The organism is Bradyrhizobium sp. LTSPM299, assembly GCF_000938235.1.
Lineage (GTDB): Bacteria > Pseudomonadota > Alphaproteobacteria > Rhizobiales > Xanthobacteraceae > Bradyrhizobium.
The window spans coordinates 58,268-83,791 of sequence record NZ_JYMU01000059.1; the positions used below are offsets into that span (position 1 = coordinate 58,268).

Here is a 25,524-nt window from a genome sequence, read left to right on the forward strand (position 1 = left end):
GCTCACGCCGCAACCGTGATCCGGCCAGCCGGCACGATACCAGCCTCGACCCAGCGGTCGAAGATGCCGAGCACTGTCTCGTTGAAGAGCGTGCTGTTGATGTGGTCCTTGATCTCGTGCAGCTCGACCGGCGGCGCGATCGCCGACCGCATCGCGTCGACAAAGGCGGCCAGCGCATCGGGATCGTGCAGCGCTTCGCCCGCGCGGTCCCATTGCTGGATGCCGCCAGTGGGCAGCACGAAAGCGACTGGTGCGCTGGCCCGCGAGAGTTTGTCGGCGATCGCGCGGGCGATCCGGCGGCGGTCGATGGGCTTGGAAGTTGCCGATGCCAGCAGGCGGTTATGCGCGTGGAAGGAACGGTCGCTCAATTCGTTCGGCACCGGCAGCCACGCCGGAAAGTCGATCATGTCGATGGCGCCGGGGGCAACGATCTGCGGAATGCCGGCTCTGCCTGCATTCTCCAACCGGTCGGCACCGGAATTTACCACCGAGCCGGTGAGCTGGTTGGCGACCTCCTGCAGGCTGAGATCCAGCACCGCGGCGAAACCGCCTTGGGCCGCGATCGATTCCATCGCACGGCCGCCCATGCCTGTGGTGTGGAAGACCACGACCTCGTAGCCGCGCTTCTCCAACTGCGGCTTGAGCTCGACCATGTAGCGCAGGCAGCTCTTGCCGAGCGAGGTGATCGCGACCACTGGCCGCTCCTTGCGCGGCCTGATCGCGCTCTTCGCCGCGCCGACGATCGCACCGCAGGCCTGCGACAGCACCGCCGTGCAGGTGCCGTTGAGGCCGTAAAGTCCGCCGGCCCACAGGATCATTATCAGATCGGCCGCGACACGGTGCGGCGGGATCAGATGCGAGAATGCGACCGTCGAGACGATCAGCTTCGGCAGGCCGAGCGGCAGCGCCTGCGCAACATCGAGCGCGAGATCGGTTCCCATCGTGCCGCCGATCGCGATCACGCCGTCGATGGCGTCGCGGTCTGCGAGGTCGCGCGCGAGATTGGCGGCGCCGACGGCCATCAGGGACATCGCCGAATTCTCGTCGCCGCTGGATGCGATCACATCGATCGTCGTGTGTGCAGCCGCAGCCACCGCATGCTTGTCATGCGCGGGCTGGTAGGGCGGATCGCCGAGCACGCTGATATCCATCATGATCGTCGTGCCGCCGGCTTTGGCGATGCACTCGCTCATGAAATTGAGTTCGTCGGCCTTGGTATCGCCGGTTCCGATCAGGAGGATTCGGGGCTGCGTGATTTCGGACATTGCGCGTCGGGGCTCGCCGGTAGGCTGGGAGAGGATTTGAACGAACGACCGATAGCACCGAGCAGGGAGAGCGTTCGGCCATCGTGAGAGTCACGCTATGGGGACGGCGTCCGCGACGACATCAACCTATCGGTGGATTGCTGCCAAGGCCTTGAACTGGCTGAAATTGCGGATGTTAGCGACCCCGTCGGTGTCAGCTCCGCCACCACCACAATTGTCTCACATGCAGCAAGCCCAGATCGATCGGTTCAGGTCATCAGCCATTCCGGCCCAGCAGTTTTTTGTCGGCGGCCGGCCAACGGCAGCGATCGGGGAGGCGCGGCTCGATGTCGTGTCGCCAATCGACGGCAAGGTGTTGACGACGATCGCCGATGGCGATGCGGCCGATATCGATCTTGCGGCGACGCGGGCACGGCGGGTGTTCGAGCAGGGAAGCTGGTCGCGCGCGGCGCCGGCACAACGCAAGAAGGTGCTGCTGCGGTTCGCCGAGCTGATCGAGCAGCACGCGCTCGAGATCGCGGTGCTTGGCGTGCGCGACAACGGCACCGAGATCGGCATGGCCTACAAGGCCGAGCCGCTGTCGGCGGCCGGAACCATCCGCTACTACGCCGAGGCGACCGACAAGGTCTATGGCGAGATCGCGCCGACCGGTGGTGATGTTCTCGGCCTCGTGCATCGCGAGCCGCTCGGTGTCGTCGGCGTGATCGTGCCCTGGAATTTCCCGCTGATGATCGCGGCGTGGAAAATTGGTCCGGCGCTCGCCGCCGGAAACTCTGTCGTGGTGAAGCCGCCGGAACTGGCGTCGCTGACATTGCTGCGACTTGCCGAGCTGGCGAGCGAGGCAGGGTTGCCGGACGGCGTACTCAATGTCGTGACCGGCCGTGGCGCGTCGGCCGGCGAGGCGCTTGCCCTTCACATGGATGTCGACGTGCTCGCCTTCACTGGTTCCGGCGCGGTCGGCCGGCGGCTGCTGGAATGCTCGGCGCGATCGAACCTGAAACGCGTCCATCTTGAGCTTGGTGGAAAATCGCCCAACATCGTGTTTGCCGATGTGCCCGACATCAAGCAGGCGGCAAAAGTGTCGGCGAACGGCATCTTCCGCAATTCCGGTCAGGTCTGCGTCGCCGGCTCGCGGCTGCTCGTGCAGTCCTCGATTTATGACCGCTTCATGGACGAGCTGCTTGAAGCCACTGCGAAGCTCAGCGTCGGCGACCCGCTCGAGCTGACCTCGGATATCGGCGCGATCTCGAGCCAGGCGCAGTTGCGCAAGAATCTGGACGCTGTTGCGCGCGCGGAGGAGCAGGGCGCGCAGCGGCTGGTTGGCGGCGAACAGATTCGTACCGAGAGCGGCGGCAACTTCATGTCGCCGGCGATCATGGCAGAGGTCACGCCGTCGATGGAGCTGTGGCGCGAGGAGGTGTTCGGTCCCGTGCTCGCCGTCACGCGGTTCGAGCGCGAGGAGGACGCGATCGTGCTTGCCAATGCGACGCCTTATGGTCTGGCCTCCGCGGTGTGGACCAGCCGGCTGTCGACGGCGCATCGCATGGTGCGCGCGCTTCATGCCGGCGTCGTGCACGTCAACACCTATGGCGGCGCCGACATCACGGTGCCGCTCGGCGGCTTCAAGCAATCCGGCTTCGGGCGCGACAAATCGCTCCACGCGCTCGATGCCTATACCGACCTCAAGACCACCTGGATCGCGCTATGACAACAGCAACCGCCGAGCGCCAGGGCGTTCTGAACCGACTGATCGAGACCGAGCAGGAGCGCTTTCTAGGGCTGCATCCGCGCTCGGCAGAGGCCTGGCAAGAGGGCAAGCAACATTTCCTCTATGGCGGTCCGTCGCACTGGATGCGGCGCTGGGCCGGTGGTTTCCCGATTTATGCGGATGAGGCCAGCGGCGCGCATATCCGGGATATCGACGGCCGTGACTACATCGATTTCTGCCTCGGTGATACCGGCGGCATGTGTGGACACGCGCCCGAGGCCGTGACGGAGGCCGCAACGCGCCAGCTCAAGCGCGGCGCGACGATGATGCTGCCGACTGAGGACAGTCTCTGGGTCGGCGCTGAGCTCTCGCGCCGCTTCGGCCCAAAATACTGGACGCTGACGACGTCGGCGACTGATGCCAACCGCGCCGCGATCCGGATTTCGCGGATGATCACAGGGCGCCGCAAGGTGCTGGTGTTCTCCGGCTGCTATCATGGCGGTGTCGAGGAGGCGCATGTCGAGATCCGCGACGGTCGCGTCGGCCTGCGCAACATGATCCATCCGAACGGCATCGATCATGATGCGGTCTCGCGGGTCGTCGAGTTCAACGATGTGGCCGCGCTCGAAGCGGCGCTGGCGCATGGCGACGTCGCCTGCGTGTTGGCCGAGCCGCTGATGACGAATTTCGGCATGATCCCGGTTGTTTCCTGCTTTCATCAGGCGTTGCGCGACCTGACCCGCCGCGCCGGCACAATCCTGATCATCGACGAGACGCATACGCTGTCCTGCGGACCGGGCGGTTACACTGGGGATAACGGGCTGGAGCCGGATATCTTCGTGGCCGGCAAGGCGATCGCCGGCGGCATTCCTGCGGGTATCTTCGGCCTGAGCCCGGAGATCGCCGAGCGGCTCTGGACGCTCGTGCCCCACGTCAATCCGCGCGAGCGACAATCCGCGCATCTCGGATTTGGCGGCACGCTCGCAGGGAACGCGCTGACGATTGCGACCATGCGTGCGGTGCTGGAGAAGGTCCTGACACCGGCGAACTACGAACGCATGATCGCCACCGCAACGCGGCTCGCAAGCGATATCAGCCGACTGATCGAGGCCAATCATCTGCCCTGGCATGTCGCACAGATCGGCGCGCGGGCCGAGATCATGTTCATGCGCGAGCCGCCGCGCAGCGGTGCGGACGTGATCGCGGGACGCCAGCCCGACCTCGAAACCCTGCTGCATACGTTCTACATGAACGAGGGCATTCTGGTGACGCCGTTCCACACCATGCTGCTGATGTGTCCGGCGACCTCGGCGAGCGACGTGGAACGACACACCGCCGTCTTCGCGCAGTTCATCGATTTGATACGACGGGCCGGAGTGATCTGATGCCAAAACCTCCGTTCGATCTCGCCGGGAGAGTAGCCATCGTCACGGGCGGCGGCAGGGGCATCGGCGCCGCCATCGTCACGCGGCTCGCGCAGGCCGGCGCCACCGTGGTGATTGCCAACCGGACGCTTGATGTCGCCGAAGCGCTGGCGCGGGAGCTGGCGGTCGAGGGGCTCGCCGTGCATTGCGTGCCCTTCGACAAACTCGACCGCAACGGTCTTCGTGTCATGGTCGACGACATCGCCCGGCAATACGGCCGGCTCGACATCGTCGTGCACAATGCCGGCGGCTGCCCGTGGTCGTCGCTGGAGGACCTCGACGAGGCGAAGCTTGACGACACGTTGGCGCTGAACCTGAATGCGAGTTTCTGGCTGGCGCAGGCCGCGATCCCGCACATGCGCGCTATCGGCTTCGGGCGGATCCTTGTGACCTCGTCCGTCTCCGCCCGCGTTGCGATGGGCGGCGGCGCGCACTACTCGGCGGCGAAGGCCGGCGTCAATGCGTTCATTCGCGGCGCGGCGTTTGAACTGGCGCGCGACGGCATCACGGTCAACGGCGTCGAGGCCGGCTTTATCGAAAAGCCGGGCCGCGGCACCATGAGCGCGCCGGAGACCAAGGCAAAGCTGGAGCGCTTCATTCCGGTTGGGCAGATGGGCAGCGCCGACGATATCGCCTGCGCGATGCTCTATCTCGCCTCCGCCGAGGCCAAATATGTCACCGGGCAAACCATCGTCGTGGATGGCGGCTCGACGCTGCCGGAGACCGGATTTGCCGTCGAACGGCAATGGGGACTGTAGATGTCGCGGCTCGATGGAAAGACCGCGCTGGTCACCGGAGCTGCGACCGGAATCGGCCGCGCGACCGCGTTGCTGCTGGCCCGCAACGGCGCACGCGTCGTACTGTTTGGCCTTGGCGAAGCCGAGCTTGAGGCGGCTGCGGCGGAAGCCGGCGGGCAAGCGATCCATGGTGACGTGACCCAGTCGGCCGACATCGCGAAGGCGGTTGCGGCGTGTGGCGCGCAACTCGACATCCTCGTCAATGCCGCCGGTCTGATCATCCCCGATCAACCCTCGACGGTCACCGACGAAGTCTGGGCGAAGACCCTTGATGTCAACCTGACCGGGACCATGCGCGTCTGTCGCGCGTCCCTGCCGCTGCTCAGGCAGGGCGGCGGCGCCATCGTGAATATCGCCTCCGTTGCGGCGTTTAACGCCAGCCCGGATGGTGCAAGCTATGCGGCAAGCAAGGCCGCCGTCGTCGCCTACACCCGCTCGCTGGCTTATGCCCATGGCGCCGATGGCATCCGTGCCAATGCGGTGGCGCCGGGTTGGGTGCGGACGCCGATGAGCGCCTATGAAATGCGATTGCTCGCCGAGCAGAACGGCACCACGCCGGATGCGGAATTCCAGGCGGTGGAACGGCGGATCGCGCTCGGCCGGATGGCCGAGCCCGCGGAGATCGCCGCCTGCTGTCTGTTCCTCGTCTCGGATGAGGCGTCCTTCGTGACCGGCACCGTTCTCGTCGCCGATGGCGGCGGCCGCTCGCCGACCCAGAATCGCGCCGTCTAGCGACGGCCGTTCCGAGACCATCGGCCCCGCGCCGCTTCAGACTGCTTCAGCAACATCCCTCGGCACCTGGACGATGCCGTTCATGCCGCGCGGCTAGAATTCGTGCGCCTCAACTCCACCCTTCGGCACGTCACGCTCGGTTTCCGGCGCGATCTCCCATTGACAGGTTGGTTAATATGATAGAATTATAACACAGTAAGTTGCGATAATAACAAAATGTCACCATCGTAGCAGCGGTGGGGCAGGCGGGAGGAGAATTTGGAGCCGTCTGGTTCGGTTGCAGCACAGCCCCGGCCGCCGACGCCGCTTGTGATGGTCAACGCCATCAACAAGCGCTTTGGCGGTGTGCGTGCGCTGCGTGACGTGAACCTCGAGGTGCGGGCCGGCGAGGTGCACGCGCTGCTCGGCGAGAACGGCGCCGGAAAATCCACGCTGATCAAGATCCTCAGCGGCGTGCATGCCTTTGACAGCGGCACGATCGAGATCGCGGGCCGACCGGTGGCGTTCGACAGCCCGGCAAAGTCGCGCGAGGCGGGGATCGCCGTCGTCTACCAGGATTTGAGCCTCGTTGAATCGCTGAGCGTCGCCGACAATCTGTTGCTCGGCCGCGAGCCGCGCGGCCGTTTTGGTTTCGTCAGAAAGCGCGAGCTGATGGCGCAGGCTGGCGCGTTCCTCACGCAGCTCGGCATTCCCCTCGATATCAAGGCCACCGTGGGCTCATTGCCCTTCGCCTACCGCCAGATGACGGAGATCGCAAAGGCGCTGATGGGCGAGGTGCGGCTGCTGATCCTCGATGAGCCGACGTCGTCGCTGACGTCGGACGAGGTGCGGATTCTATTCGATGCGATCGGCAAGGTGACGCGCCGCGGCGTCGGTGTGATCTATGTGACTCACCGGCTGAATGAAGTGTTCGAGATCTCGCAGCGTGTCACCGTGCTCCGTGATGGCGCAAATGCCGGCACATTCGTTACCGCCGACACCGACATGAAACGCCTGGTAAATGCGATCGTCGGATCGGATCGACTGGCGCCGGCTGCGGTTCGGGCCCAGCCGCAGGCTCCGCGCTCGGTCGATGCGTCGCCGGTCCTGTCCTTGTCGAACGTATCCAACGACCGGCTGCACGCGGTCGAGCTGTCAGTCCTGAAGGGCGAAATCCACGGTCTCGCGGGGTTGATCGGAAGCGGGCGCACCGAGATTTTGGAGACCGTGTTCGGCCTCCGATCGGTCGAGAGCGGCACATTCGAAATCGACGGACGGCGATGGTCGCCGAGGAACCCGGCTGATGCGATCGATCAGGGCATCGCGCTGGTGCCGGAAGATCGTCACGTGCAAGGCTTGGTGCTGGACCATTCGATCGAACGCAACGTCACGCTGTCGCGGCTTCCCTATTTCTCGCGATGGGGCTGGATGCAGCAAGGCGCCGCCAGCAGGCGCGCGGAGACTGCAATCAGCAAGCTCGCGGTGAAGGCGCAGGGCGCGTCGAGCCTCGTCACGACGCTCTCCGGCGGCAACCAGCAGAAGGTCGTGTTCGGAAAATGGAATGATCCGAGACCGCGTGTGCTGCTACTGGACGAGCCCACCGTCGGCGTCGACGTCGGCGCGCGTGAGGAAATCTACGGCGTGATCCGCCAGGCCGTCCGCGATGGCACCGGTGTCCTCCTCGTCTCGTCCGACCTCGTCGAACTGATCGAGCTCTGCGACCGCATCTCCGTGATCGTCGACGGCCGCGTCGTCAGAACCCTAGTGCGCGGCGAGATCGATGACGCCGAGGAACTCCACCATCTGCTTCAAATGCTCCAGGCGTCCGGGCAAAGCGCAGCAAAGGACGCATTGCAAGAGTTGCCAGCATGACCGAACTGACCGCGCCCAATGTCGTCGCCTCGCCGACATCATCCGACCGCCGCCGCAAGCTGCTGCAGAACCTGTTGCGCGGCGAGCGGCCCTATATGCTCTACATCGCCTTCGTGATCCTGCTCGTCGTGTTCAGCCTGTCGTCGCCGTGGTTTCTGTCGGTCGATAATTTTCTGAACATCGGCCGACAGACCACGCTGGTATCGATCATCGCGGTCGGCATGACCTTCGTCATCATCGCGCGCCAGATCGATCTTTCGGTGGCGTCGACACTGGCGCTGTCGGGCATGGCCGCCGCGCTCGCGATGAGCCAGGTCAACAACAGCTGGGTCGTGGGCGCCGTGGCCGGGCTCGGCACCGGCGCGCTAGTCGGATTGCTGAACGGCATCCTGACCACGCAGCTCTCGATCCCGTCCTTTCTGGTGACGCTGGGCACGCTGAGCATGGCGCGGGGGCTGGCGATGATGGTCACCAATACCAAGCCTGTGATCATCACCAACGAGACGTATTTTGCGATCTTCGGCGAGGGGACGTTCTTGGGCATGCCGGTGCCGATCGCCTGGACGCTTGCGGCCATGATCGTCGGCATCCTGCTGCTGCACTACAACGTGTTCGGCCGGCGGATCTACGCGGTCGGCGGCAATCCGACCGCAGCGCTTTATTCCGGCATCAACACCAAATGGGTGACGACGGCGGCCTTTGTGCTGACCGGCACGCTGGCCGGCCTCGCAGCGCTGGTGCTGTCGGCGCGCTCGCATGCGGCGCGGCCCGACGTCGTGCAAGGCATGGAGCTCGACGTCATCGCCGCTGTCATCCTCGGCGGCTGCAGCCTGTTCGGCGGGCGCGGCTACATCCTGGGAACGCTGTTCGGCAGCCTGATCATCGGCACGCTCAACAACGGCCTCGTGCTGCTCGGTGTCAGCTCGCCGATGCAGCTCGTGATCAAGGGCGCGATCATCGTGGCGGCCGTCGCTTTCACCAAACGCTAATCGAGATCAGTAGGGGCAAGGTTGCCGGCCTCGGTCAATCGGCGACCAAAATGGGAGGAGAACAACAATGAAGCCATTCTTGCGACAAACCTTGCCGCTGACCGCGCTGATTGCGGCGACAGCGGTCTTTATCTTTCCTTCGGCTCGTGCCGAGGTGCCCGCCACCTGCGTCAAGGGCGTCGATCTCGCGACGCTTGGACCGAAATCGATTGTCGGTCAGGGACCCCATGGCGAAAAGGCCGCCTCGCCGGAGGTGGTCGCACTTTCGGACGCAGATGCCGCCACGATCAAGGAGAAGCATTTCAAGGTCGGCATCTCCATGCAGACCGTCAACCTCGACTGGGCCCAGCTGCAGATCCAGGGCATCACCGATACGCTGAAGAAGTACGGCGTGACGGTGACGGGCGTCGCATCTGCCGAGTATCAGGTCGACAAGCAGATCGCCGATATCGAGAACACGATCCAGCAGCATCCGGACGGCATCATCTCGATCCCGGTCGATTTCACCGCGACTGCGCCGACCTACAAGAAGGTCGCCAAGGCCGGCATCAAGTTGGTGCTGATGGACAGCATCCCGACCGGCCTGAAGCATCCTGAGGAATATGCGACGATGGTCTCGGCGGACAGTCAGGGTAACGGCCAGATCGCGGCGCAGATCCTTGCGTCCTGCGTTGCGCAGGGCGGCACCATCGGCCTGGTCAATTTCGGCGTCGACTATTTCAGCACCAACGAGCGTACCAAGGGCGTGCGCGAGTGGATGGCGAAGAACCGGCCCGATATCAAGATGAAGCAGGTCGATTTCACCGACCCGCCGAAGGTCTCGCAGATCGCGGGTGATTTCCTCACCGGAAATCCCGATATTAAGGGACTGTACGCGGTGTGGGATCAGCCGGCGCTGGACACGCTGAGCTCGATGCGGGCGCAGGGCATCGACATCCCCGTCACTACGGTCGATCTCGGGCTGCAATCGGCGATCGAGATCGCCAAGGGCGGTCCGTTGAAGGCGACGGGCTCGCAGCGTCCCTATGACCAGGGCGTCGCGGAAGCGTTGGCGATGATGAACGCGCTTCTCGGCAAGGAAACGCCGGGCTGGATCGGTGTGCAGTCGCTGCCGGTGACGCAGTCGAACGTGCTGGAGTCCTACAAAACCGTGTTCAAGAAGGAGCCGCCGGCCGAGCTGGTGGATGCCTGCAACAAGGCGAAGCCTGCCTGCAACTGAGCTCTCGGCCTGCGATGCGCGGTCTCACAAGGCCGCGCATTGTTCAGCAAGCCTGATCCGGGCGCGCCAGCCCCCGTCCGGATCAGGTTGCGCTGGTGACGTATTCCACGGGAAGACTGCGGAAGTGCTTGCGCATGTCTGACGTCGCCGCGCCGCCGACGATGATCCGCGAGAACGCGCCGATATCTCCGAAGAACGCCGGCTTGAGACTGCCGAGCTTACTCGCGTCGACCACCAGGATGCTCTCCATCGCTGACGCAATGACGGCCTGCTTGATCGCAACCTCGTGAAAGTTGGAGCAGCTCGCGCCGCGGGTCCAGTGCACACCGCCGGCGGATATGAAGGCCTTGTTGACGCCGAGGCGCCGCAGATAGGACAGGCCGTCGTCAGATGAGAACGACTGCGATGACGGATGGTAGAGCCCGCCCATCAGCATCACCTGCGTGGCCGGTCGTCGCGTGACGATCGACGCCACGTTCATCGAATAGCAGATCACCGAGAGCGGCATATCCTCGGGCAAACAGTCCGCCAGCGATTGCATCGTGGTGCCGCAATCGATGAAGATCGTATCGCCTTCCCCAATCGAGGCGGCCGCGGACCGGCAGGCGAGACGCTTGTCCTGGGTGTGCTGGTCGATCTCCTGTTCGAACGCGTATTTGATTCCGGTTGGCGACGCCGCGTTCACGACATAACCGCCGAGCAAAGCGAGCGCGGCCTCGGGACCGGCAAGGTCACGCCGCACCGTCATTTCGGAAACCTTGAGCAGCTCGGCGGCATCCTTCAGGTGCAGCGCGCCGCTGCTCTCGACGGCGCGGCGCAGCCGCTGCAGGCGTTGGACGCGGGTCTCGCTTGGTCGTGCGTTCGGTGTTTCAACCATTTTGCTCACCGCGCCTGCTTATCCGGTTGACAATGATCTTACAATGTTGTGAGTTTATCAACGGCATTGTGTTATAATAATAACATCTGGCCCAAAGAGACAACCCGGTGCCTTGCGATGCGTGCGTCGGAAGGCAGCAAACTCCGGCTGGGAGGATCACATGTTGCAATCGACACATTCAGTCTATCCGGCGCTCGCGTCGATTCGCTAGGACGGGTGGCGTTTCGATGACGCAGAGTGTCTTGATATCGAATCCATCGGCCGTGCCGGTGCAGCCTCTTGCCCGCGACACCCATCCGGTCTCGCGCAACAGCGGTCGCGCGCTCGAGATGGATTGGGTCGACGAGATCAGGATCAATCTGTCGGCCGCCGAGCGACGGGTTGCGAGCTTGCCGGGCCGGCGAACGGTCAAGAAGGATGCGCAGGCGGCGTGGCTTCTCAAGGCAGTCACTTGCATCGACCTGACGACGCTCAACGGCGACGACACCACCGAGCGGGTAAAGCGCCTCTGCGCCAAGGCGAAGGCCCCCGTACGCGCTGACATTCTCGAGGCGCTCGGCTTTGCCGGGCGTCGGCTGCACACCGGTGCGATCTGCGTCTATCACCGCTTCGTTGCAACCGCAGTCGAAGCGCTCGATGGATCCGATATTCCGGTTGCCGCGGTCTCGACCGGATTTCCGGCGGGCCTGATACCTCACGACCTCAAGCTCAAGGAGATCGAGGCGTCCGTCAGGGACGGCGCGCAGGAGATCGACATCGTCATCACCCGCGAGCATGTGCTGACCGGCGATTGGCGCGCGCTTTACGCCGAGGTCAGGGATTTCCGTGCCGCCTGCGGCAACGCGCATCTGAAAACGATTCTGGCGACCGGCGATCTCAAGACGCTGCGCAACGTCGCCAAGGCATCGATGGTCTGCATGATGGCCGGTGCCGACTTCATCAAGACCTCCACCGGCAAGGAGGGCGTCAATGCGACGCTGCCGGTGACGCTGGCGATGCTGCGGATGATCAGGGTGTATCAGGAGCGCACCGGCTACCAGATCGGCTTCAAGCCGGCCGGCGGAATCTCGACGGCCAAGGACGTGCTCAACTATCAATTCCTGATGAAGGAGGAATTGGGACGCGACTGGCTCGAGCCGGGCCTGTTCCGGATCGGCGCCTCGAGCCTGCTCGCCGACATCGAGCGCCAGCTCGAGCATCATGTCACCGGCCGCTACTCGGCCTTCAACCGCCACCCTGTGGGATGAGATTCTGTGACCGTCGCACACTACTTTGAAACCATGGAGTACGGTCCCGCTCCCGAAGCGGACGGCGAGGCGCGCGCCTGGCTGAAGCAGTACGGCGCCGTGTTCGGGCACTTCATCGGCGGCAAGTTCGTCGCGCCGCATTCCGGTAAGCACCTCACGACAAGCGAGCCTGCGACCGGCAAGGCGCTGGCGAAGATCGCGCAGGGTTCTTCCACCGACGTGGAGGCGGCGGTCAACGCCGCGCGCACCGCGCAGCCGCTGTGGGCAAAGCTCGGCGGTCATGGCCGCGCGCGGCATCTCTACGCACTGGCGCGGATGCTGCAGCGTCACGCGCGGTTGTTTGCGGTGCTGGAAGCGATCGACAACGGCAAGCCGATCCGCGAGACCCGCGATCTCGACGTGCCGTTGGCCGCGCGGCATTTCCTGTATCACGCCGGCTGGGCGCAATTGCAGGAGCGCGAATTCGCCGATCAGGTGCCGATCGGCGTCATCGGGCAGATCATCCCCTGGAATTTCCCACTGCTGATGCTGGCATGGAAGATCGCGCCCGCACTGGCCGCAGGCAATACGGTGGTGCTGAAGCCGGCCGAATACACCTCGCTCACCGCGTTGCTGTTCGCCGAGCTTGCCACGGAGGCAGGTTTGCCGCCGGGCGTGTTGAATGTGCTCACGGGCGATGGTACGACCGGGGCGCTGCTGGTTGAGAATCAAGGCGTCGACAAGATCGCCTTCACGGGATCGACGGAGGTCGGGCGGCTGATCCGGCAGTCGACCGCAGGCACCGGCAAGTCGCTGACGCTCGAGCTCGGCGGCAAATCGCCGTTCATCGTGTTCGACGATGCCGACATCGACGGTGCCGTGGAAGGCGTGGTCGATGCCATCTGGTTCAATCAAGGCCAGGTTTGCTGCGCCGGCTCGCGCCTGCTGCTTCAGGAGGGGATCGCGGAAACCTTCCGCAGGCGCCTGATCCGCCGCATGGAAACGCTGCGCGTCGGCCCGCCGCTCGACAAGGCGATCGACATGGGTGCGGTGGTTGCACCGGTCCAGCTCGAACGGATCAAGGCGCTGGTCGAAATCGGAGTGAAGGAGGGCGCCGAGAAATACCAGGCGCCCGGCGCGATCCCGACGGAGGGGTGCTTCTATCCGCCGACCCTGCTCTGGAACGTGCATCCGTCGTCGACGGTGGCGATCGAGGAGATCTTCGGCCCCGTGGCGGTGGCGATGACCTTCCGCACGCCTGACGAGGCCGTGATGCTCGCCAATAATACACGTTATGGGCTCGCCGCCAGCGTGTGGAGCGAGACGATCGGGCTTGCGCTGGATATCGCGCCGAAACTGCTGGCCGGTGTGGTCTGGATCAACGCGACCAATCTGTTCGACGCCAGTGTCGGCTTTGGCGGCTATCGCGAGTCCGGGTTCGGCCGCGAGGGCGGCCGTGAAGGCATGTACGAATACCTGAAACCCAAGGCATGGAGCGGGCGCAAGGCGCGCGCGAAGGCTTCGCCGCCGCCAGCCCCAGTCGCCAACAATAGCGGATTCGGCGTGCCGCCAATCGACCGGACAGCAAAACTGTTCGTCGGTGGCAAGCAGGTTCGCCCCGACGGCAATTATTCGCGCGCCGTGCTGTCGCCAAAGGGCCGGCACCTCGGCGAGGCCGGCGAGGGCAACCGCAAGGACATCCGCAATGCCGTGGCCGCCGCGCGCTCCGCCGAAGGATGGGCGCGGGCGACGGCGCATAATCGCGCCCAAATCCTCTATTATCTTGCCGAGAATCTCTCCGCGCGTGGTGACGAGTTCGCTGGGCGCATCGCCGAGATGACGGGCGTCTCGGGTGCCAAGGCACGCGCGGAGGTCGATGCGAGTATCGAACGGCTGTTCAGCTATGGGGCCTGGGCCGACAAATTCGAGGGGACCATCCATGCGCCACCATTGCGCGGCGTCGCGCTTGCGATGCATGAGCCGATCGGTGTGGTCGGTGTTGCCTGTCCCGACGAGGCGCCGCTGCTTGGCTTCGTCAGCCTGGTCGCACCTTTGATTGCGATGGGCAACCGGGTGGTGGCCGTACCGAGCGAGAAGCACCCGCTCGCTGCGACCGATTTCTACCAGGTGCTGGAGACGTCGGACGTGCCGGCAGGCGTCGTCAATATCGTCACCGGCGGCCGCGACGATCTTGTGAAGGTCCTTGCCGAGCATGACGACGTCGACGCACTCTGGGCTTTCGGCTCGCAGGAGGCTTCAGCGGTCGCGGAACGGCTGTCGACAGGCAATCTCAAGCGCACACTGGTCGATCATGGCCTGCTACTGGATTGGTACGACAAGTCTGCATGTGAAGGCCCGATCCTGCTCCGCCATGCCGTGCAGGTGAAGAACATCTGGATCCCCTATGGAGACTAGAGCCGTCATCTTGGGGTGATACGGATAGGGATCCGGACCGTCAGAGTCCGGGCAATTTTGAAGACAAGGGAGGGACGCAACATGCTCAAGAGCATCAACCCACTGCTCAATGCCGACGTGCTCTATGCCTTGCGGGCGATGGGGCACGGGGATCGCTTGGTGGTCTGCGATACCAATTTTCCGGCCGACTCGATCGCGCGCCAGACGGTGCTTGGCCGGTTGCTGCGCATCGACAATGTCAGCACCGCAAAGGCGATTGAGGCCATTCTCTCGGTCATGCCGCTCGATACGTTTATCGACGATGCGGCTATTCGCATGGAGATCGTCGGCCAGCCGCAGGAAGTGCCGCCGGTGCAGCGCGAGGTGCAAACCGCGATCGATCGCGCGGAGGGACGTTCCTGGCCGCTGGTCGGCGTCGAACGCCACGCCTTCTATGAAAAAGCCAAGACGGCCTATTGCGTGATCGCGACCGGCGAGCGCCGCTTCTACGGCTGCTTCCTGTTCTCCAAGGGCGTCATCGCGCCGGACGGAGAGTGACGGCCATGAGCAAGAGTGGCGTCGCCGTTCTTGGCGTCTTCGTCGTCGATCTCGCCTTCCGCGCCGGCAAAATGCCTGCGATCGGCGAGACGATCGCAGGCTCCGGATTCGCGATGGGTCCCGGCGGCAAGGGATCGAACCAGGCCGTGGCCGCCGCGCGCGCGGGTGCCAGCGTGATCTTCATCTCCCGGATCGGCAGCGATGCCTTTGGCGAACTCGCGATCAAGACTTGGGAAGCCGAGGGGATCCGGCCGCGCGTCGCCAGGACCACGGAGGCGCCGACCGGTGCGGCGTTCATCTATGTTCACGAGACGCGGGGTGACAACGCGATCATTGTGGTGCCTGGGGCAGCCGGAGGTATCAGCCCGGCTGACATCGACGCAGCGGCGGACGCCATTCGCACCAGCCGCGTGTTCGTGACCCAGCTCGAGCAGCCGGTCGATGCCGCGATGCGAGGGCTCGAGATCGCGCGCGCCGCTGGAAGCATCACGGTGTTCAACCCTGCGCCGGCGATCAAGTTCGATTCTGGCCTGTTTGCGCTCTGCGACTATGTCGTCCCGAATGAGACCGAGGCCGAGGCGTTGACCGGGATCGCCGTGAGCGATCTTGCGGGCGCCCGCCGCGCCGGCGACGCGCTATTAGCCAAGGGGGCCGGGACGGCGCTGATCACGCTCGGCGAGCGCGGGGCGCTGTTCCATACGCGGGATCGCTCGCTGCATGTGCCGCCGTTTGCCGCCGGCAAGGTGGTCGAAACCACAGGTGCGGGCGATGCATTCGTCGGCGGCTTCGCGGCGGCGCTGGCCGACGGCTCGGACCCGCTCGAGGCAGCGCGCTTCGGTTCGGCGACGGCGGGGATTTCGGTGACGCGGCCCGGGACCGCCCCTTCCATGCCGCGTCGCGCGGAGATCGAGGCGCTCTTGAGGGAGCAATCCGCTCCATGATGCGGAATGATCCGATCAAGCATGTCTTTATCTGGCCGGCGGTGCTCGTCGTGCTGGCGATCTCGATCTTTCCGCTGATCTATTCGTTGACCACAAGCTTCCTCAGCTATCGCCTGATTCCCCCGATCCCACCCCGGGTCGTCTGGTTCGGCAATTACGTATCGCTGCTGCAGGAGCCGCGCTTCTGGAATGCGATCTACACGACGACGCTGATCGCCTTCATCGCTGTCGGGCTGCAATACGCCATCGGATTCGCGGTGGCCCTGGCGCTGAACGCGCGGGTGCCGGGCGAGCGGCTGTTTCGCGTCGCCTTGCTGTTGCCGATGCTGCTTGCGCCGGTCGCTGTTGCACTCGTGGCGCGCATGATCTTCAACCCGACCATGGGACCGCTCAACCAGCTTCTGGGGAAGTTCGGTCTGGTCAACCTGCCGTTCCTCACCAATGGCCATTGGGCGCTCGGCTGCATCATCGCGGTCGAAATCTGGCAATGGACGCCGTTCGTGGTTCTGATGATGCTCGCCGGCCTGCAGACGCTGCCCGAAGATGTCTACGAGGCGGCGGAGCTCGAGAATGCCAGCGCGTGGCAGCAATTCTGGGGGATCACGTTTCCGATGCTGCTGCCGATCTCGGCTGCGGTCGTCTTCATCCGGCTGATCGAGAGCTACAAGATCATGGACACCGTCTTCGTGATGACGGGCGGCGGACCGGGTGTGGACACGGAGACCCTGACGTTGTTCGCCTATCAGGAGGGCTTCAAGAAGTTCAATCTCGGCTACACATCGGCGCTCAGCTTTCTGTTCCTGATTGCGATCACGATTATCGGCGTGACTTATCTGGCGCTGCTGCGACCGCATCTGGAGAAGCTCCGATGAGCGGCCGCGGCTTGACCGGACTGTCGCCCTGGGGCCGCCGCCTGGTGACCGCTGCCTGTCTCGTCTGGTGCCTGATCAGCATATTTCCGCTCTATTGGGTGATCGTGACGGCGTTCAAGACGCCGCCAGGCGTCGTCGGCGGCCCGACCTATCTGCCGTTCATCGACTTCACGCCGACCTTGCAGCCCTTCATCGATCTCTATCAGGGGATCCGCGGCGCATTCTTCCACACGTTCCTGAACTCAACCATCGTGGGGCTGTCGGCGGCGGCCATCGCGACCGCGATCGGTGCAATGGCCGCCTATGCGCTGGTGCGCTTCGAATTCAGGGTGCGCCTGGGGGCGGGCCTCGCCTTCTTCCTGCTTGCACTCGGTGGCTACCTGCTTTTCAACGTCACGCTCGGATTTACCCGGCCGCAGGCGCTGCTGCTCGCGTTCCCCGTCGCGCTCGCGGCTGCGATCCTCGCCAATCGTCTGCCATTGCCGGGGCCGATCCTCGGCAATGAGGACATCCTGTTCTGGTTCGTCAGCCAGCGCATGTTCCCGCCGATCGTCACGGCCTTTGCGCTGTATCTGCTCTACAGCGAGATCGGCCGCCTCGGTTTCCAGCTGATCGACAGCTTTGTCGGCCTGACGCTGTGCTACGTCGCGTTCTCGCTGCCGATCGTGGTCTGGCTGATGCGGGATTTCTTCGAGGCCGTGCCGATCGAGGTCGAAGAGGCGGCGATGGTCGACAACGTGCCGAGCTGGCGCATCTTCCTCGGCATCGTGGTGCCGATGTCGATGAACGGCCTGTTGGCGACCTTCATGATCACGCTGGCCTTTGTCTGGAATGAGTTTCTGTTTGCGCTGTTCCTGACCAATTCCAGGTGGCAGACGCTTCCCATTCTGGTGGCGGGACAGAACAGCCAGCGCGGTGACGAATGGTGGGCGATTTCGGCCGCGGCCCTCGTTGCCATCGTTCCCATGATGATCATGGCAGGCCTGCTCAGCCGGATGATGCGGTCAGGCCTGCTGCTCGGAGCCATCAAGTAAGAAAACGTTGAAAGGGAGGACTAGACCATGCTGCGACGAACGTTCCTGATGCTTGCCACCTCACTCGCGACGGCCTGTGCCGCGAGCCAGGTCAACGCTGCCTGCAGTCCGGACTATACCGGCGTCACGCTCACGGTGGCGTCGCAGACCGGGCCCTATATCGCATCCGCGCTCAAGCTCGGTGCGGACGAATGGACGAAGAAGACCTGCGGCAAGGTCAACGTCGTCGAGTTTCCGTGGTCGGAGCTCTATCCGAAGATCGCGACGTCGCTCACGCAGTCCGATGCGACGTTCGATCTGGTCAGCTTCGCGCCGGCTTGGCTGCCGGATTTCGTACCCTATCTCAGCGAAATGCCGAAGGAGATGCAGTCCGGCAAGGATTGGGACGATATCGAGCCCGCCTATCGCGAGCGCCTGATGGTCTGGGAGGGCAAGATCTATTCGCAGTCGATGGACGGCGACGTCCACACCTACACCTACCGCATGGACCTGTTCAGCGATCCCAAGGAGAAGGACGCCTTCAAGGCCAAATATGGCTACGACCTCGCGCCGCCGAAGACCTGGAAGCAGTATCTCGACATCGCGGAGTTCTTCCAGCGTCCGGACAAGGGACTGTGGGGAACGGCGGAAGCCTTCCGCCGCGGCGGCCAGCAGTTCTGGTTCTTCTTCAGTCATGCAGCGGCCTATACCAACAACCCGAACTATCCGGGCGCGATGTTCTTCGACCCCGAGACGATGGACGCCCAGATCAACAATCCGGGCTGGGTGAAGGGACTGGAGGAATACATTCGGGCGTCGAAGCTCGGTCCGCCCAATGCGTTGAACTTCTCGTTCGGCGAGGTGAACGCGGCGGTGGCCGGCGGCCAGGTCGCGGAGTCGATCGGCTGGGGCGATACCGGTGTCATCGCGGCCGATCCCAAGCAGTCGAAGATCTCGGGCAAGGTCGGCTCGGCGATGCTCCCCGGTTCGGATGCGATCTGGAATGCAAAGACCAAGACATGGGACAAATTCCCGTCCGTCCTGCCGGGCCCGTTCATGGCGTTCGGTGGCTGGCAGGTCGCGGTGCCGAAAGCCGGCAAGAACCAGCAGGCGGCCTGGGACTTCGTCAAGACGCTGACTGGCCCGGAGGTATCAGGCCAGGCGGCGATCACCGGTGGCAGCGGCGTCAATCCCTACCGCAAATCGCACACCGCCAATCTGCAACTGTGGAGCAAGATCTTCACGCCTGAGGAGGCCAAGGAATATCTTGGCGCACAGGCCGACTCCATCAATGCCAAGAACGTCGCGCTCGACATGCGTCTGCCCGGCTATTTCTCCTACACCGAGGTCGTGGAGATCGAGCTCGGCAAGGCGGTTGCCGGCCAGACCACGCCGCAAGCGGCGCTCGATGCGGTGGCGAAGGAGTGGAACCGGCTGACCGACGAGTTCGGCCGTGCCAAGCAGCTTGCCGCCTATCGTGCGGCAATGGGCCTGCCGCCCAAGAACTAGCATACTAACGACACTCACCGGATGACGCGTGAGCGTCATCCGGTGCTTGATGGCCTCTGGCCAGGGACGGAACGGAATTTTATGGCGCACGTCGAGATCGAGAACGTCAGCAAGGCATACGGGCCTTACAAGATCATCGAGGGGCTCGATCTCAACGTGGCCGACGAGGAGTTCGTCGTGCTTGTCGGCCCGTCCGGCTGCGGCAAGACGACGACATTGCGGATGATCGCGGGATTGGAGAGCGTCAGCAGCGGCACGATCCGGATCGGCGACCGCGACGTGACGCAGCTGCGTCCGGGCCTGCGCAATTGCGCGATGGTGTTCCAGAACTACGCGCTTTATCCGCATATGACGGTCGGCGAAAACATCGGCTATGGCATGAAGGTGCGGGGTGAATCGCGCGCCACGATCGAGAAAGCCGTCAAAGACGTGGCAAAGATTCTCGACCTCGAGCCATATCTCGACCGCCGCCCCAAGCAGCTGTCGGGCGGTCAGCGCCAGCGGGTGGCGATCGGCCGTGCCATCGTGCGCAGTCCTGATGTTTTCCTGTTCGACGAGCCGCTGTCCAATCTCGATGCCAAGCTCCGGATCGAGATGCGTACCGAGATCAAGGCGTTGCATCGTCGGCTCGCCAAGACGATCGTCTATGTGACGCACGATCAGGTCGAGGCCATGACCATGGCCGACCGCGTCGTGGTGATGAACCGCGGCCGGATCGAGCAGGCGGCCGATCCGATCACGATCTACGAGAAGCCCAGCAATCTCTTTGTCGCGGGCTTCATCGGCGCGCCCAGCATGAATTTCATCCATGGCGAGATTGCCGCTCGCGACGGCGCGCTGGTCTTCACGGAACCGTCGGGCGCGGCGTTGACGTTGCCGAAATCCCGCGAGGCCATCTATGCCGGCAGCGTCGGCAAACCGGCGGTGCTTGGTGTGCGGCCGGATCATGTCCTGCACCAGGGGGCGCCTGCGGGCAGCTCCATCCGCATGATCGTGAAGGACGTCGAGCCGCTCGGGCCGCACACGCTGGTGATCGGCAGCGTCGGGGCGTTTCCGTTCACCGCGCAGATGCCGGTCGGCGTTGCTGCGCAACCGGATCTGCCCTTTGACGTGAGTCTCGATCTGGAGCGCGCGCATCTGTTCGACCGTGCGTCAGGACAGGCGATCCGCGCCGCCTGATTTGTCGTCCGGTTATCCCGACGTTTGGCCTATCGGCACCCGAATCACTTGGCGCGCGCTTGCGCCCTCGCATGCACCGGCGAGGATTGTCGCGCGCCGGGGCCCCGATGTACGTGGACAGCCTTGGCCGACAACGGCTCACCGCATTCCGAACAGACCATGACGGGGTCGAACATCTTCTTGCAGTTCTTGTGCTCATGCAGCATCGGCCGGCCACGCGAGTCGACCATGTGGATGTTGCCCCAGTGCACAATCGACATGATGATCGGATAAAGATCGAGGCCCTTCTGCGTCAGGATATATTCGTAGCGCTTCGGCGCTTCCTGATAGGGAATCTTGCGCAGCACGCCGAAGCGCACCAGCTTCTTGAGCCGATCGGCAAGCAGATGGCGGGTGATTCCAAGCGACGCCTGGAATTCGTCGAATCTGCGAATGCGAAGGAAGCATTCGCGCAGGATCAAGAGGCTCCAGCGGTCACCAATCACCGCGACGGTGCGGGCCACCGAGCACGGCTCCTCCTCGAGAGCATCCCATTTCATCAACGTCTCCAGCGGTCTGCGACGAAAATACGGACTTAATTCTAAATCAGAACTAACAATATTTCAACAGGATGGCATTAGCAAAGCTATTGCATGATAATTATCATATTGACAGTACTAAAATAGAACTTATGGTCGTCGGCGACGATCAACCCGGCGGTAAACGGCCGCCGACAATCGAAGGGGAGGGCGTTCCATGGTTGCTCCGCTCAAGGTCGAATTTCACTTCGATTTCGGGAGTCCCAACGCCTATCTCGCCGAACTCGTGTTGCCGGAGATCGAACAGCGCACCGGCGTCAAGTTCGATTACGTTCCGGTGCTGCTAGGCGGCGTCTACAAGGCGACCGGTAATCTTTCACCCGCCGAATCCCTGCACGGGATCAGGAACAAGCCCGAATACAACGCGCTCGAGACCGAGCGCTTCCTGCGCCGCCACAACATCACGAAATTCAAATCGAACCCGTTCTTTCCGGTCAACACGCTGACGCTGATGCGGGGCGTTGTCGCTGCTCAATTCGAGGGGCTGTTCGAACCCTATTTCCGTGCCGCCTATCATCATATGTGGGTCGAGCCGAAGAAGATGGACGATTCGCAGGTATTTCGCGATGCGTTCCTGTCCTCCGGACTCGATATCGATCGCATCATCGCCCGCGCGCAGCAGGATGAGGTGAAGAAGAAGCTGATCGAGAACACAGGCAATGCGGTGTCCCGAGGCTCGTTCGGATCGCCGACGTTCTATGTCGGCGATGAGATATTCTTCGGCAAAGACCGCGTGCGTGAGGTCGAGGAAGAGATCGTCGCTCAGCTGGCTGCCGGGCGGCGCATGATTGCCTGACCGGGAAATTCTCAAGAAATAATCAAGCCCTAAGGGCTGCCACAGGGAGGTTTCAGTGCAGGCGTCGACGCAGGTGACCGAAGGAAGTGTTGAAGGCTTACCGGGCCGCCTCCACGAGGTGATGGATCGGCATGTCGAGGCGACGCCGGATCATCTGGCGCTGATCGACGACAAGACGAGCCTGACCTATCGCGAGCTCGATCGAACGGTCGGCCGCGTTGCCGAGGTGCTCCAAGCGTTGAGTATCCGCGCCGGGGATCGCATGGTGATCGTGAGCGAGAACTCCATTCCGCTCGCTTGTCTGCTGCTGGCGGCAAGCCGGCTGGACGTCTGGGCGATTGTGGTCAATCCGCGGTTGTCGCCGCGCGAGGTCGATCAGATCAAGGATCACAGCGGCGCTCGCCGCGTGTTCCTGACTGCTGATGTCTCGCCGGAGGCAGCCGCTCATACCGCCCGCTATGGCGCGACCGTGCAGGATGTCGGGCCGCTCCACGGCATCGGCGTCACCGCACTGAACGAGGATACTTTGGCGGAGCCGGTCGAGGCGGACAGCGCCAAACAAGTCGTCGTTCTCATCTATACGTCGGGCACCACGGGGACGCCGAAAGGCGTGATGCTGACCCACCGCAATCTGTTGTTCAGCGCTCGGGGGACTGCCGAGTTTCGCAAGATGACCCCGGATGATGTGCAGTATTGCGTGTTGCCGGTCTCGCACATTGTCGGCATCTCGCTGCTCACGATGACGCTGATGGTCGGTGCCACCGTGCGCCTGGTCGCGAAATATGATCCGGCCGCTCTCGTAAAGGCGATGGCGGACGAGGGCATCACCATTCTCAATGGGGTGCCCGCGACCTATCAGCGCCTGCTCGAATACCGGCGCAACGCCGGCCTGCCGAAGTTCGATCGCGGCAGGCTTCGTGTCATCTCGGTGGCCGGCGCGCCGCTCGACCTCGAACTCAAGTCGCGGGTCGAGGAGGAGCTCGGCCTGCCGCTGCTCAATGGCTATGGCATCACCGAATGTTCGCCGGGAATCTCCGGGGTCCGGCCCGACGCGCCGAGAGCCGATCATGCGGTCGGGTCGGTCATGCCGGGTCTTGAAGCTAAGCTGGTCGGCCACGACGGCAAACCGGTTGGTGACGGCGAGGTTGGCGAGCTTCATGTTCGTGGCCCGAACGTGATGCTCGGCTATTACCGCGCGCCCGACTTGACCGCGAAGGTGATCGATCCCGACGGATGGTTCAACACCGGCGATCTGGCCCGTTTCGAGGATGACGCCCTCTATATCGTCGGGCGGACCAAGGAAATGATTATCCGCTCCGGATTCAATGTCTATCCCGCCGAGATCGAGGCGGTGCTGAGCACGCATGACGCGGTGGTCCAGTGTGCCGTGGTCGGGCGGCAGGTTGTGGGCAATGAAGAGGTTGTGGCCTTTGTGCAGCTGATCAAGGGTTCGACCGCGACCGCGCAGGACCTGATGGCCCATGTTGCCCCACAACTCACCTCGTACAAGCGTCCGTCAGAGATTATCCTCATGGACGCTCTGCCCGCGACATCGACGGGCAAGCTCCTGAAGCACAAGCTGGCGGAGTCGTTGCGCACTCAATAGTGACGCATCGTCAGCAGAACGTTCACTCAAGCAGAGGCCGGAGAACACCATGCAGAAGAGAAACAAGACGGTCGCCGTCATTGGTGCCGGTGATTTCATCGGCGGTGAGATCGCCAAGAAGTTCGCCTCCGAAGGCTTTACGGTATTTGCCGGCCGCCGCAACGGCGACAAGCTCGCGCCGCTGGTCAAGGACATCGAGGCGGCCGGCGGTGAAATCCACGCCCGCTCGCTCGATGCGCGCAAGGAAGAGGAGATCACCGCCTTCCTCAACGACGCCGACAAGCACGCGCCGCTTGAAGTGTGCATCTTCAACATCGGCGCCAACGTCAACTTCCCGATCCTCGAGACCACGGAGCGTGTGTTCCGCAAGGTCTGGGAGATGGCCTGCTACTCCGGCTTCCTGGCAGGGCGCGAAGCAACACGGCTGATGCTGCCGCGCGGTGGCGGCAACATCTTCTTCACCGGCGCCACCGCTTCCTTGCGCGGCGGCAGCGGCTATGCGGCGTTTGCCAGCGCCAAGTTCGGCTTGCGCGCGGTGGCGCAGGCGATGGCGCGCGAACTTGGACCGAAGAACATCCATGTCGCGCACCTTATTATTGATTCCGGCGTCGACACCGAATGGGTGCGGCAGCGCCGCATCGAGGCGCTTGGCCCGGATGCGCTCGACAATCCGGACTTGCTGATGCCGCCGGCATCGGTCGCCTCGTCCTACTGGCAACTCTACCAGCAGCCGAAGAGCGCCTGGACGTTCGAGTTGGAAATCCGGCCCTTCGGCGAGAAGTGGTAGGGAGCTGGTCCGATGGAGCTCGCGCTGTCCCCTGAAGATGCGGCGTTTCGCGACGAGGTCCGCGCCTTCATCAAGGGCAACTATCCGGCGGAGATGCGCGTCCCCAATCCGGAGACCGACCTCTCCAAGGCGCAGATGCTGCTGTGGCATCGCATCCTCGCCAAGAAGGGCTGGATCGCGCCGCTGTGGCCGAAGGATTATGGCGGGCCCGGCTGGTCGATCACCCGCCGCTTCATCTTCGAGCAGGAGACGGCGCGCGCCGGCACGCTACCGCCTCTGGCGTTCAGCGTCACCATGGTCGGCCCCGTCATCTACACGTTTGGCAACGACGTGCAGAAGAAGACGTTCTTGCCGCGGATCCTGTCCGGCGAAGATTGGTGGTGCCAGGGCTATTCCGAGCCCGGCTCCGGTTCCGATCTCGCCACCGTGCGTACCAAGGCGGTGCGCGATGGCGACCATTACATCGTCAACGGTCACAAGACCTGGACCACGCTGGCGCAGCATGCCGACTGGATCTTCTGCCTGGTCCGGACCGATCCGGCGGCCAAGCCGCAGTCTGGCATCTCGTTCCTGCTGATCGACATGAAATCGCCCGGCGTCACCGTGCGACCGATCATCACGATCGACGGTTCCCACGAGGTCAACGACGTCTTCCTCGAGGACGTCCGCGTGCCCGTCGAGAACCTGATCGGCGAGGAGAACAAGGGCTGGACCTACGCGAAATTCCTGCTCGGCAATGAGCGCACCAGCATGGCCGGAATCGGCCGCTCCACGCGGTACATTGCGCGGTTGAAGACAATCGTGAAGGCGGAGATCCCGGAGGACGATCCGACACATCTGGAGTTCATCAGGGATATCGCCCGTGTCGAGCTCGACGTGCTGGCGCTGGAAGCGACCGAGCTTCGCGTCGTCGCCCAGATGGCACGCGGCATCGATCCGGGGCCGGCAGCGTCGCTGTTCAAGATCCGCGGCACCGAGATATTCCAGGATATCACCGAGCTGACCCATCGCGCGATCGGCAATTATGGGCTCGCGATCCGCGAGCATCCCGTCAGCGCCAACCATTTCATGCCGGGCCCTGACTACGGCCACACGGCGTCGGAAAAATACCTGAACTCGCGCAAGCTCTCGATCTATGGCGGGTCGAACGAGATCCAGCGCAACATCATCGCCAAAGCGGTGCTTGGTCTCTAGCACGCGCGG

Annotated in this window: 22 protein-coding genes; 19 read left to right on the plus strand and 3 right to left on the minus strand. The window is 63.6% G+C overall.

Going from position 1 to position 25,524, the window contains the following annotated elements; all coding sequences use genetic code 11:
* Positions 1-2: 2 nt before the first annotated feature.
* Positions 3-1,265, minus strand: coding sequence for a Tm-1-like ATP-binding domain-containing protein (locus tag UP10_RS30685; RefSeq protein WP_044590944.1), 1,263 nt, complete (start codon positions 1,263-1,265; stop codon positions 3-5).
* Between the two features lie 223 nt (positions 1,266-1,488).
* On the opposite strand from UP10_RS30685, the gene UP10_RS30690 reads away from it, so the two are divergent.
* The 7 genes from UP10_RS30690 (at position 1,489) to UP10_RS30720 (ending at position 9,985) form a co-directional block, all read left to right on the plus strand.
* Entirely contained in the window at positions 1,489-2,973 is a 1,485-nt protein-coding gene (locus UP10_RS30690; RefSeq protein WP_044590945.1) for an aldehyde dehydrogenase, read from the plus strand.
* A complete protein-coding gene (locus UP10_RS30695) occupies positions 2,970-4,358 on the plus strand; it encodes a transaminase (RefSeq protein ID WP_044590946.1) in 1,389 nt (462 codons plus the stop codon). The genes UP10_RS30690 and UP10_RS30695 overlap by 4 nt, the downstream gene beginning before the upstream one ends.
* On the plus strand, positions 4,358-5,155 hold the full coding sequence (locus tag UP10_RS30700) for an SDR family oxidoreductase (RefSeq protein WP_044590947.1): 798 nt from the start codon (positions 4,358-4,360) through the stop codon (positions 5,153-5,155). Before UP10_RS30695 ends, UP10_RS30700 begins: the two co-directional genes overlap by 1 nt.
* Positions 5,156-5,926 (plus strand): SDR family NAD(P)-dependent oxidoreductase, encoded by a 771-nt coding sequence (locus UP10_RS30705; RefSeq protein WP_044590948.1) that lies wholly within the window; start codon positions 5,156-5,158, stop codon positions 5,924-5,926.
* Between the two features lie 258 nt (positions 5,927-6,184).
* Positions 6,185-7,777 carry a sugar ABC transporter ATP-binding protein gene (locus UP10_RS30710; RefSeq protein ID WP_156180382.1) on the plus strand — a complete coding sequence of 531 codons (1,593 nt, stop codon included), beginning with the start codon at positions 6,185-6,187 and terminating at the stop codon, positions 7,775-7,777.
* Entirely contained in the window at positions 7,774-8,766 is a 993-nt protein-coding gene (locus tag UP10_RS30715; protein ID WP_044539814.1) for an ABC transporter permease, read from the plus strand. Before UP10_RS30710 ends, UP10_RS30715 begins: the two co-directional genes overlap by 4 nt.
* 67 nt (positions 8,767-8,833) lie before the next feature.
* A complete protein-coding gene (locus UP10_RS30720; protein WP_044590950.1) occupies positions 8,834-9,985 on the plus strand; it encodes a substrate-binding domain-containing protein in 1,152 nt (383 codons plus the stop codon).
* Positions 9,986-10,067: 82 nt separating this feature from the next.
* Here UP10_RS30720 and UP10_RS30725 read toward each other — a convergent pair whose 3' ends face one another.
* Positions 10,068-10,862, minus strand: a complete 795-nt coding sequence (locus UP10_RS30725) for a DeoR/GlpR family DNA-binding transcription regulator (protein WP_044590951.1) — start codon at positions 10,860-10,862, stop codon at positions 10,068-10,070.
* A gap of 329 nt (positions 10,863-11,191) precedes the next feature.
* On the opposite strand from UP10_RS30725, the gene deoC reads away from it, so the two are divergent.
* From deoC to UP10_RS30765, 8 genes are all read left to right on the plus strand, one after another.
* Positions 11,192-12,109 carry a deoxyribose-phosphate aldolase gene (gene deoC, locus UP10_RS30730; RefSeq protein ID WP_197086928.1) on the plus strand — a complete coding sequence of 306 codons (918 nt, stop codon included), beginning with the start codon at positions 11,192-11,194 and terminating at the stop codon, positions 12,107-12,109.
* 6 nt (positions 12,110-12,115) lie between these two features.
* A complete protein-coding gene (locus UP10_RS30735; RefSeq protein ID WP_044590952.1) occupies positions 12,116-14,503 on the plus strand; it encodes an aldehyde dehydrogenase family protein in 2,388 nt (795 codons plus the stop codon).
* Positions 14,504-14,584: 81 nt separating this feature from the next.
* Positions 14,585-15,040 (plus strand): RbsD/FucU family protein, encoded by a 456-nt coding sequence (locus tag UP10_RS30740; protein WP_044590953.1) that lies wholly within the window; start codon positions 14,585-14,587, stop codon positions 15,038-15,040.
* A 5-nt stretch (positions 15,041-15,045) separates the two neighbouring features.
* On the plus strand, positions 15,046-15,981 hold the full coding sequence (rbsK, locus tag UP10_RS30745; RefSeq protein WP_044590954.1) for a ribokinase: 936 nt from the start codon (positions 15,046-15,048) through the stop codon (positions 15,979-15,981).
* Complete coding sequence (locus tag UP10_RS30750) at positions 15,978-16,853, plus strand: carbohydrate ABC transporter permease (RefSeq protein WP_044590955.1); 876 nt, start codon at positions 15,978-15,980, stop codon at positions 16,851-16,853. The genes rbsK and UP10_RS30750 overlap by 4 nt, the downstream gene beginning before the upstream one ends.
* Entirely contained in the window at positions 16,850-17,887 is a 1,038-nt protein-coding gene (locus tag UP10_RS30755) for a carbohydrate ABC transporter permease (protein ID WP_044590956.1), read from the plus strand. Before UP10_RS30750 ends, UP10_RS30755 begins: the two co-directional genes overlap by 4 nt.
* Before the next feature lie 48 nt (positions 17,888-17,935).
* A complete protein-coding gene (locus UP10_RS30760) occupies positions 17,936-19,375 on the plus strand; it encodes an extracellular solute-binding protein (protein ID WP_502692275.1) in 1,440 nt (479 codons plus the stop codon).
* A gap of 81 nt (positions 19,376-19,456) precedes the next feature.
* Complete coding sequence (locus UP10_RS30765; protein ID WP_044590958.1) at positions 19,457-20,554, plus strand: ABC transporter ATP-binding protein; 1,098 nt, start codon at positions 19,457-19,459, stop codon at positions 20,552-20,554.
* 44 nt (positions 20,555-20,598) lie between these two features.
* Here the strand turns inward: UP10_RS30765 and UP10_RS30770 are convergent, their stop codons facing one another.
* Complete coding sequence (locus UP10_RS30770; protein ID WP_044590959.1) at positions 20,599-21,093, minus strand: winged helix-turn-helix transcriptional regulator; 495 nt, start codon at positions 21,091-21,093, stop codon at positions 20,599-20,601.
* A 196-nt stretch (positions 21,094-21,289) separates the two neighbouring features.
* On the opposite strand from UP10_RS30770, the gene UP10_RS30775 reads away from it, so the two are divergent.
* The 4 genes from UP10_RS30775 to UP10_RS30790 are packed head-to-tail and all read left to right on the plus strand — an operon-like array spanning position 21,290 to position 25,515.
* Entirely contained in the window at positions 21,290-21,928 is a 639-nt protein-coding gene (locus UP10_RS30775) for a 2-hydroxychromene-2-carboxylate isomerase (protein ID WP_044590960.1), read from the plus strand.
* A 55-nt stretch (positions 21,929-21,983) separates the two neighbouring features.
* Positions 21,984-23,534, plus strand: coding sequence for a class I adenylate-forming enzyme family protein (locus UP10_RS30780; RefSeq protein WP_044590961.1), 1,551 nt, complete (start codon positions 21,984-21,986; stop codon positions 23,532-23,534).
* A 49-nt stretch (positions 23,535-23,583) separates the two neighbouring features.
* Positions 23,584-24,321, plus strand: coding sequence for an SDR family oxidoreductase (locus tag UP10_RS30785; RefSeq protein ID WP_044590962.1), 738 nt, complete (start codon positions 23,584-23,586; stop codon positions 24,319-24,321).
* Between the two features lie 12 nt (positions 24,322-24,333).
* Positions 24,334-25,515 (plus strand): acyl-CoA dehydrogenase family protein, encoded by a 1,182-nt coding sequence (locus UP10_RS30790; RefSeq protein WP_044590963.1) that lies wholly within the window; start codon positions 24,334-24,336, stop codon positions 25,513-25,515.
* Positions 25,516-25,524: the final 9 nt, after the last annotated feature.

Coding starts and splice junctions, on each gene's coding strand:
- UP10_RS30695 (WP_044590946.1), top strand. CDS start 2,970: ATGACAACAGCAACCGCCGAGCGCCAGGGCGTTCTGAACCGACTGATC.
- UP10_RS30770 (WP_044590959.1), bottom strand. CDS start 21,093: ATGAAATGGGATGCTCTCGAGGAGGAGCCGTGCTCGGTGGCCCGCACC.
- UP10_RS30715 (WP_044539814.1), top strand. CDS start 7,774: ATGACCGAACTGACCGCGCCCAATGTCGTCGCCTCGCCGACATCATCC.
- UP10_RS30755 (WP_044590956.1), top strand. CDS start 16,850: ATGAGCGGCCGCGGCTTGACCGGACTGTCGCCCTGGGGCCGCCGCCTG.
- UP10_RS30775 (WP_044590960.1), top strand. CDS start 21,290: ATGGTTGCTCCGCTCAAGGTCGAATTTCACTTCGATTTCGGGAGTCCC.
- UP10_RS30750 (WP_044590955.1), top strand. CDS start 15,978: ATGATGCGGAATGATCCGATCAAGCATGTCTTTATCTGGCCGGCGGTG.
- UP10_RS30720 (WP_044590950.1), top strand. CDS start 8,834: ATGAAGCCATTCTTGCGACAAACCTTGCCGCTGACCGCGCTGATTGCG.
- UP10_RS30700 (WP_044590947.1), top strand. CDS start 4,358: ATGCCAAAACCTCCGTTCGATCTCGCCGGGAGAGTAGCCATCGTCACG.
- rbsK (WP_044590954.1), top strand. CDS start 15,046: ATGAGCAAGAGTGGCGTCGCCGTTCTTGGCGTCTTCGTCGTCGATCTC.
- UP10_RS30690 (WP_044590945.1), top strand. CDS start 1,489: ATGCAGCAAGCCCAGATCGATCGGTTCAGGTCATCAGCCATTCCGGCC.
- deoC (WP_197086928.1), top strand. CDS start 11,192: ATGGATTGGGTCGACGAGATCAGGATCAATCTGTCGGCCGCCGAGCGA.
- UP10_RS30725 (WP_044590951.1), bottom strand. CDS start 10,862: ATGGTTGAAACACCGAACGCACGACCAAGCGAGACCCGCGTCCAACGC.
- UP10_RS30765 (WP_044590958.1), top strand. CDS start 19,457: ATGGCGCACGTCGAGATCGAGAACGTCAGCAAGGCATACGGGCCTTAC.
- UP10_RS30685 (WP_044590944.1), bottom strand. CDS start 1,265: ATGTCCGAAATCACGCAGCCCCGAATCCTCCTGATCGGAACCGGCGAT.
- UP10_RS30785 (WP_044590962.1), top strand. CDS start 23,584: ATGCAGAAGAGAAACAAGACGGTCGCCGTCATTGGTGCCGGTGATTTC.
- UP10_RS30740 (WP_044590953.1), top strand. CDS start 14,585: ATGCTCAAGAGCATCAACCCACTGCTCAATGCCGACGTGCTCTATGCC.
- UP10_RS30705 (WP_044590948.1), top strand. CDS start 5,156: ATGTCGCGGCTCGATGGAAAGACCGCGCTGGTCACCGGAGCTGCGACC.
- UP10_RS30790 (WP_044590963.1), top strand. CDS start 24,334: ATGGAGCTCGCGCTGTCCCCTGAAGATGCGGCGTTTCGCGACGAGGTC.
- UP10_RS30760 (WP_502692275.1), top strand. CDS start 17,936: ATGCTTGCCACCTCACTCGCGACGGCCTGTGCCGCGAGCCAGGTCAAC.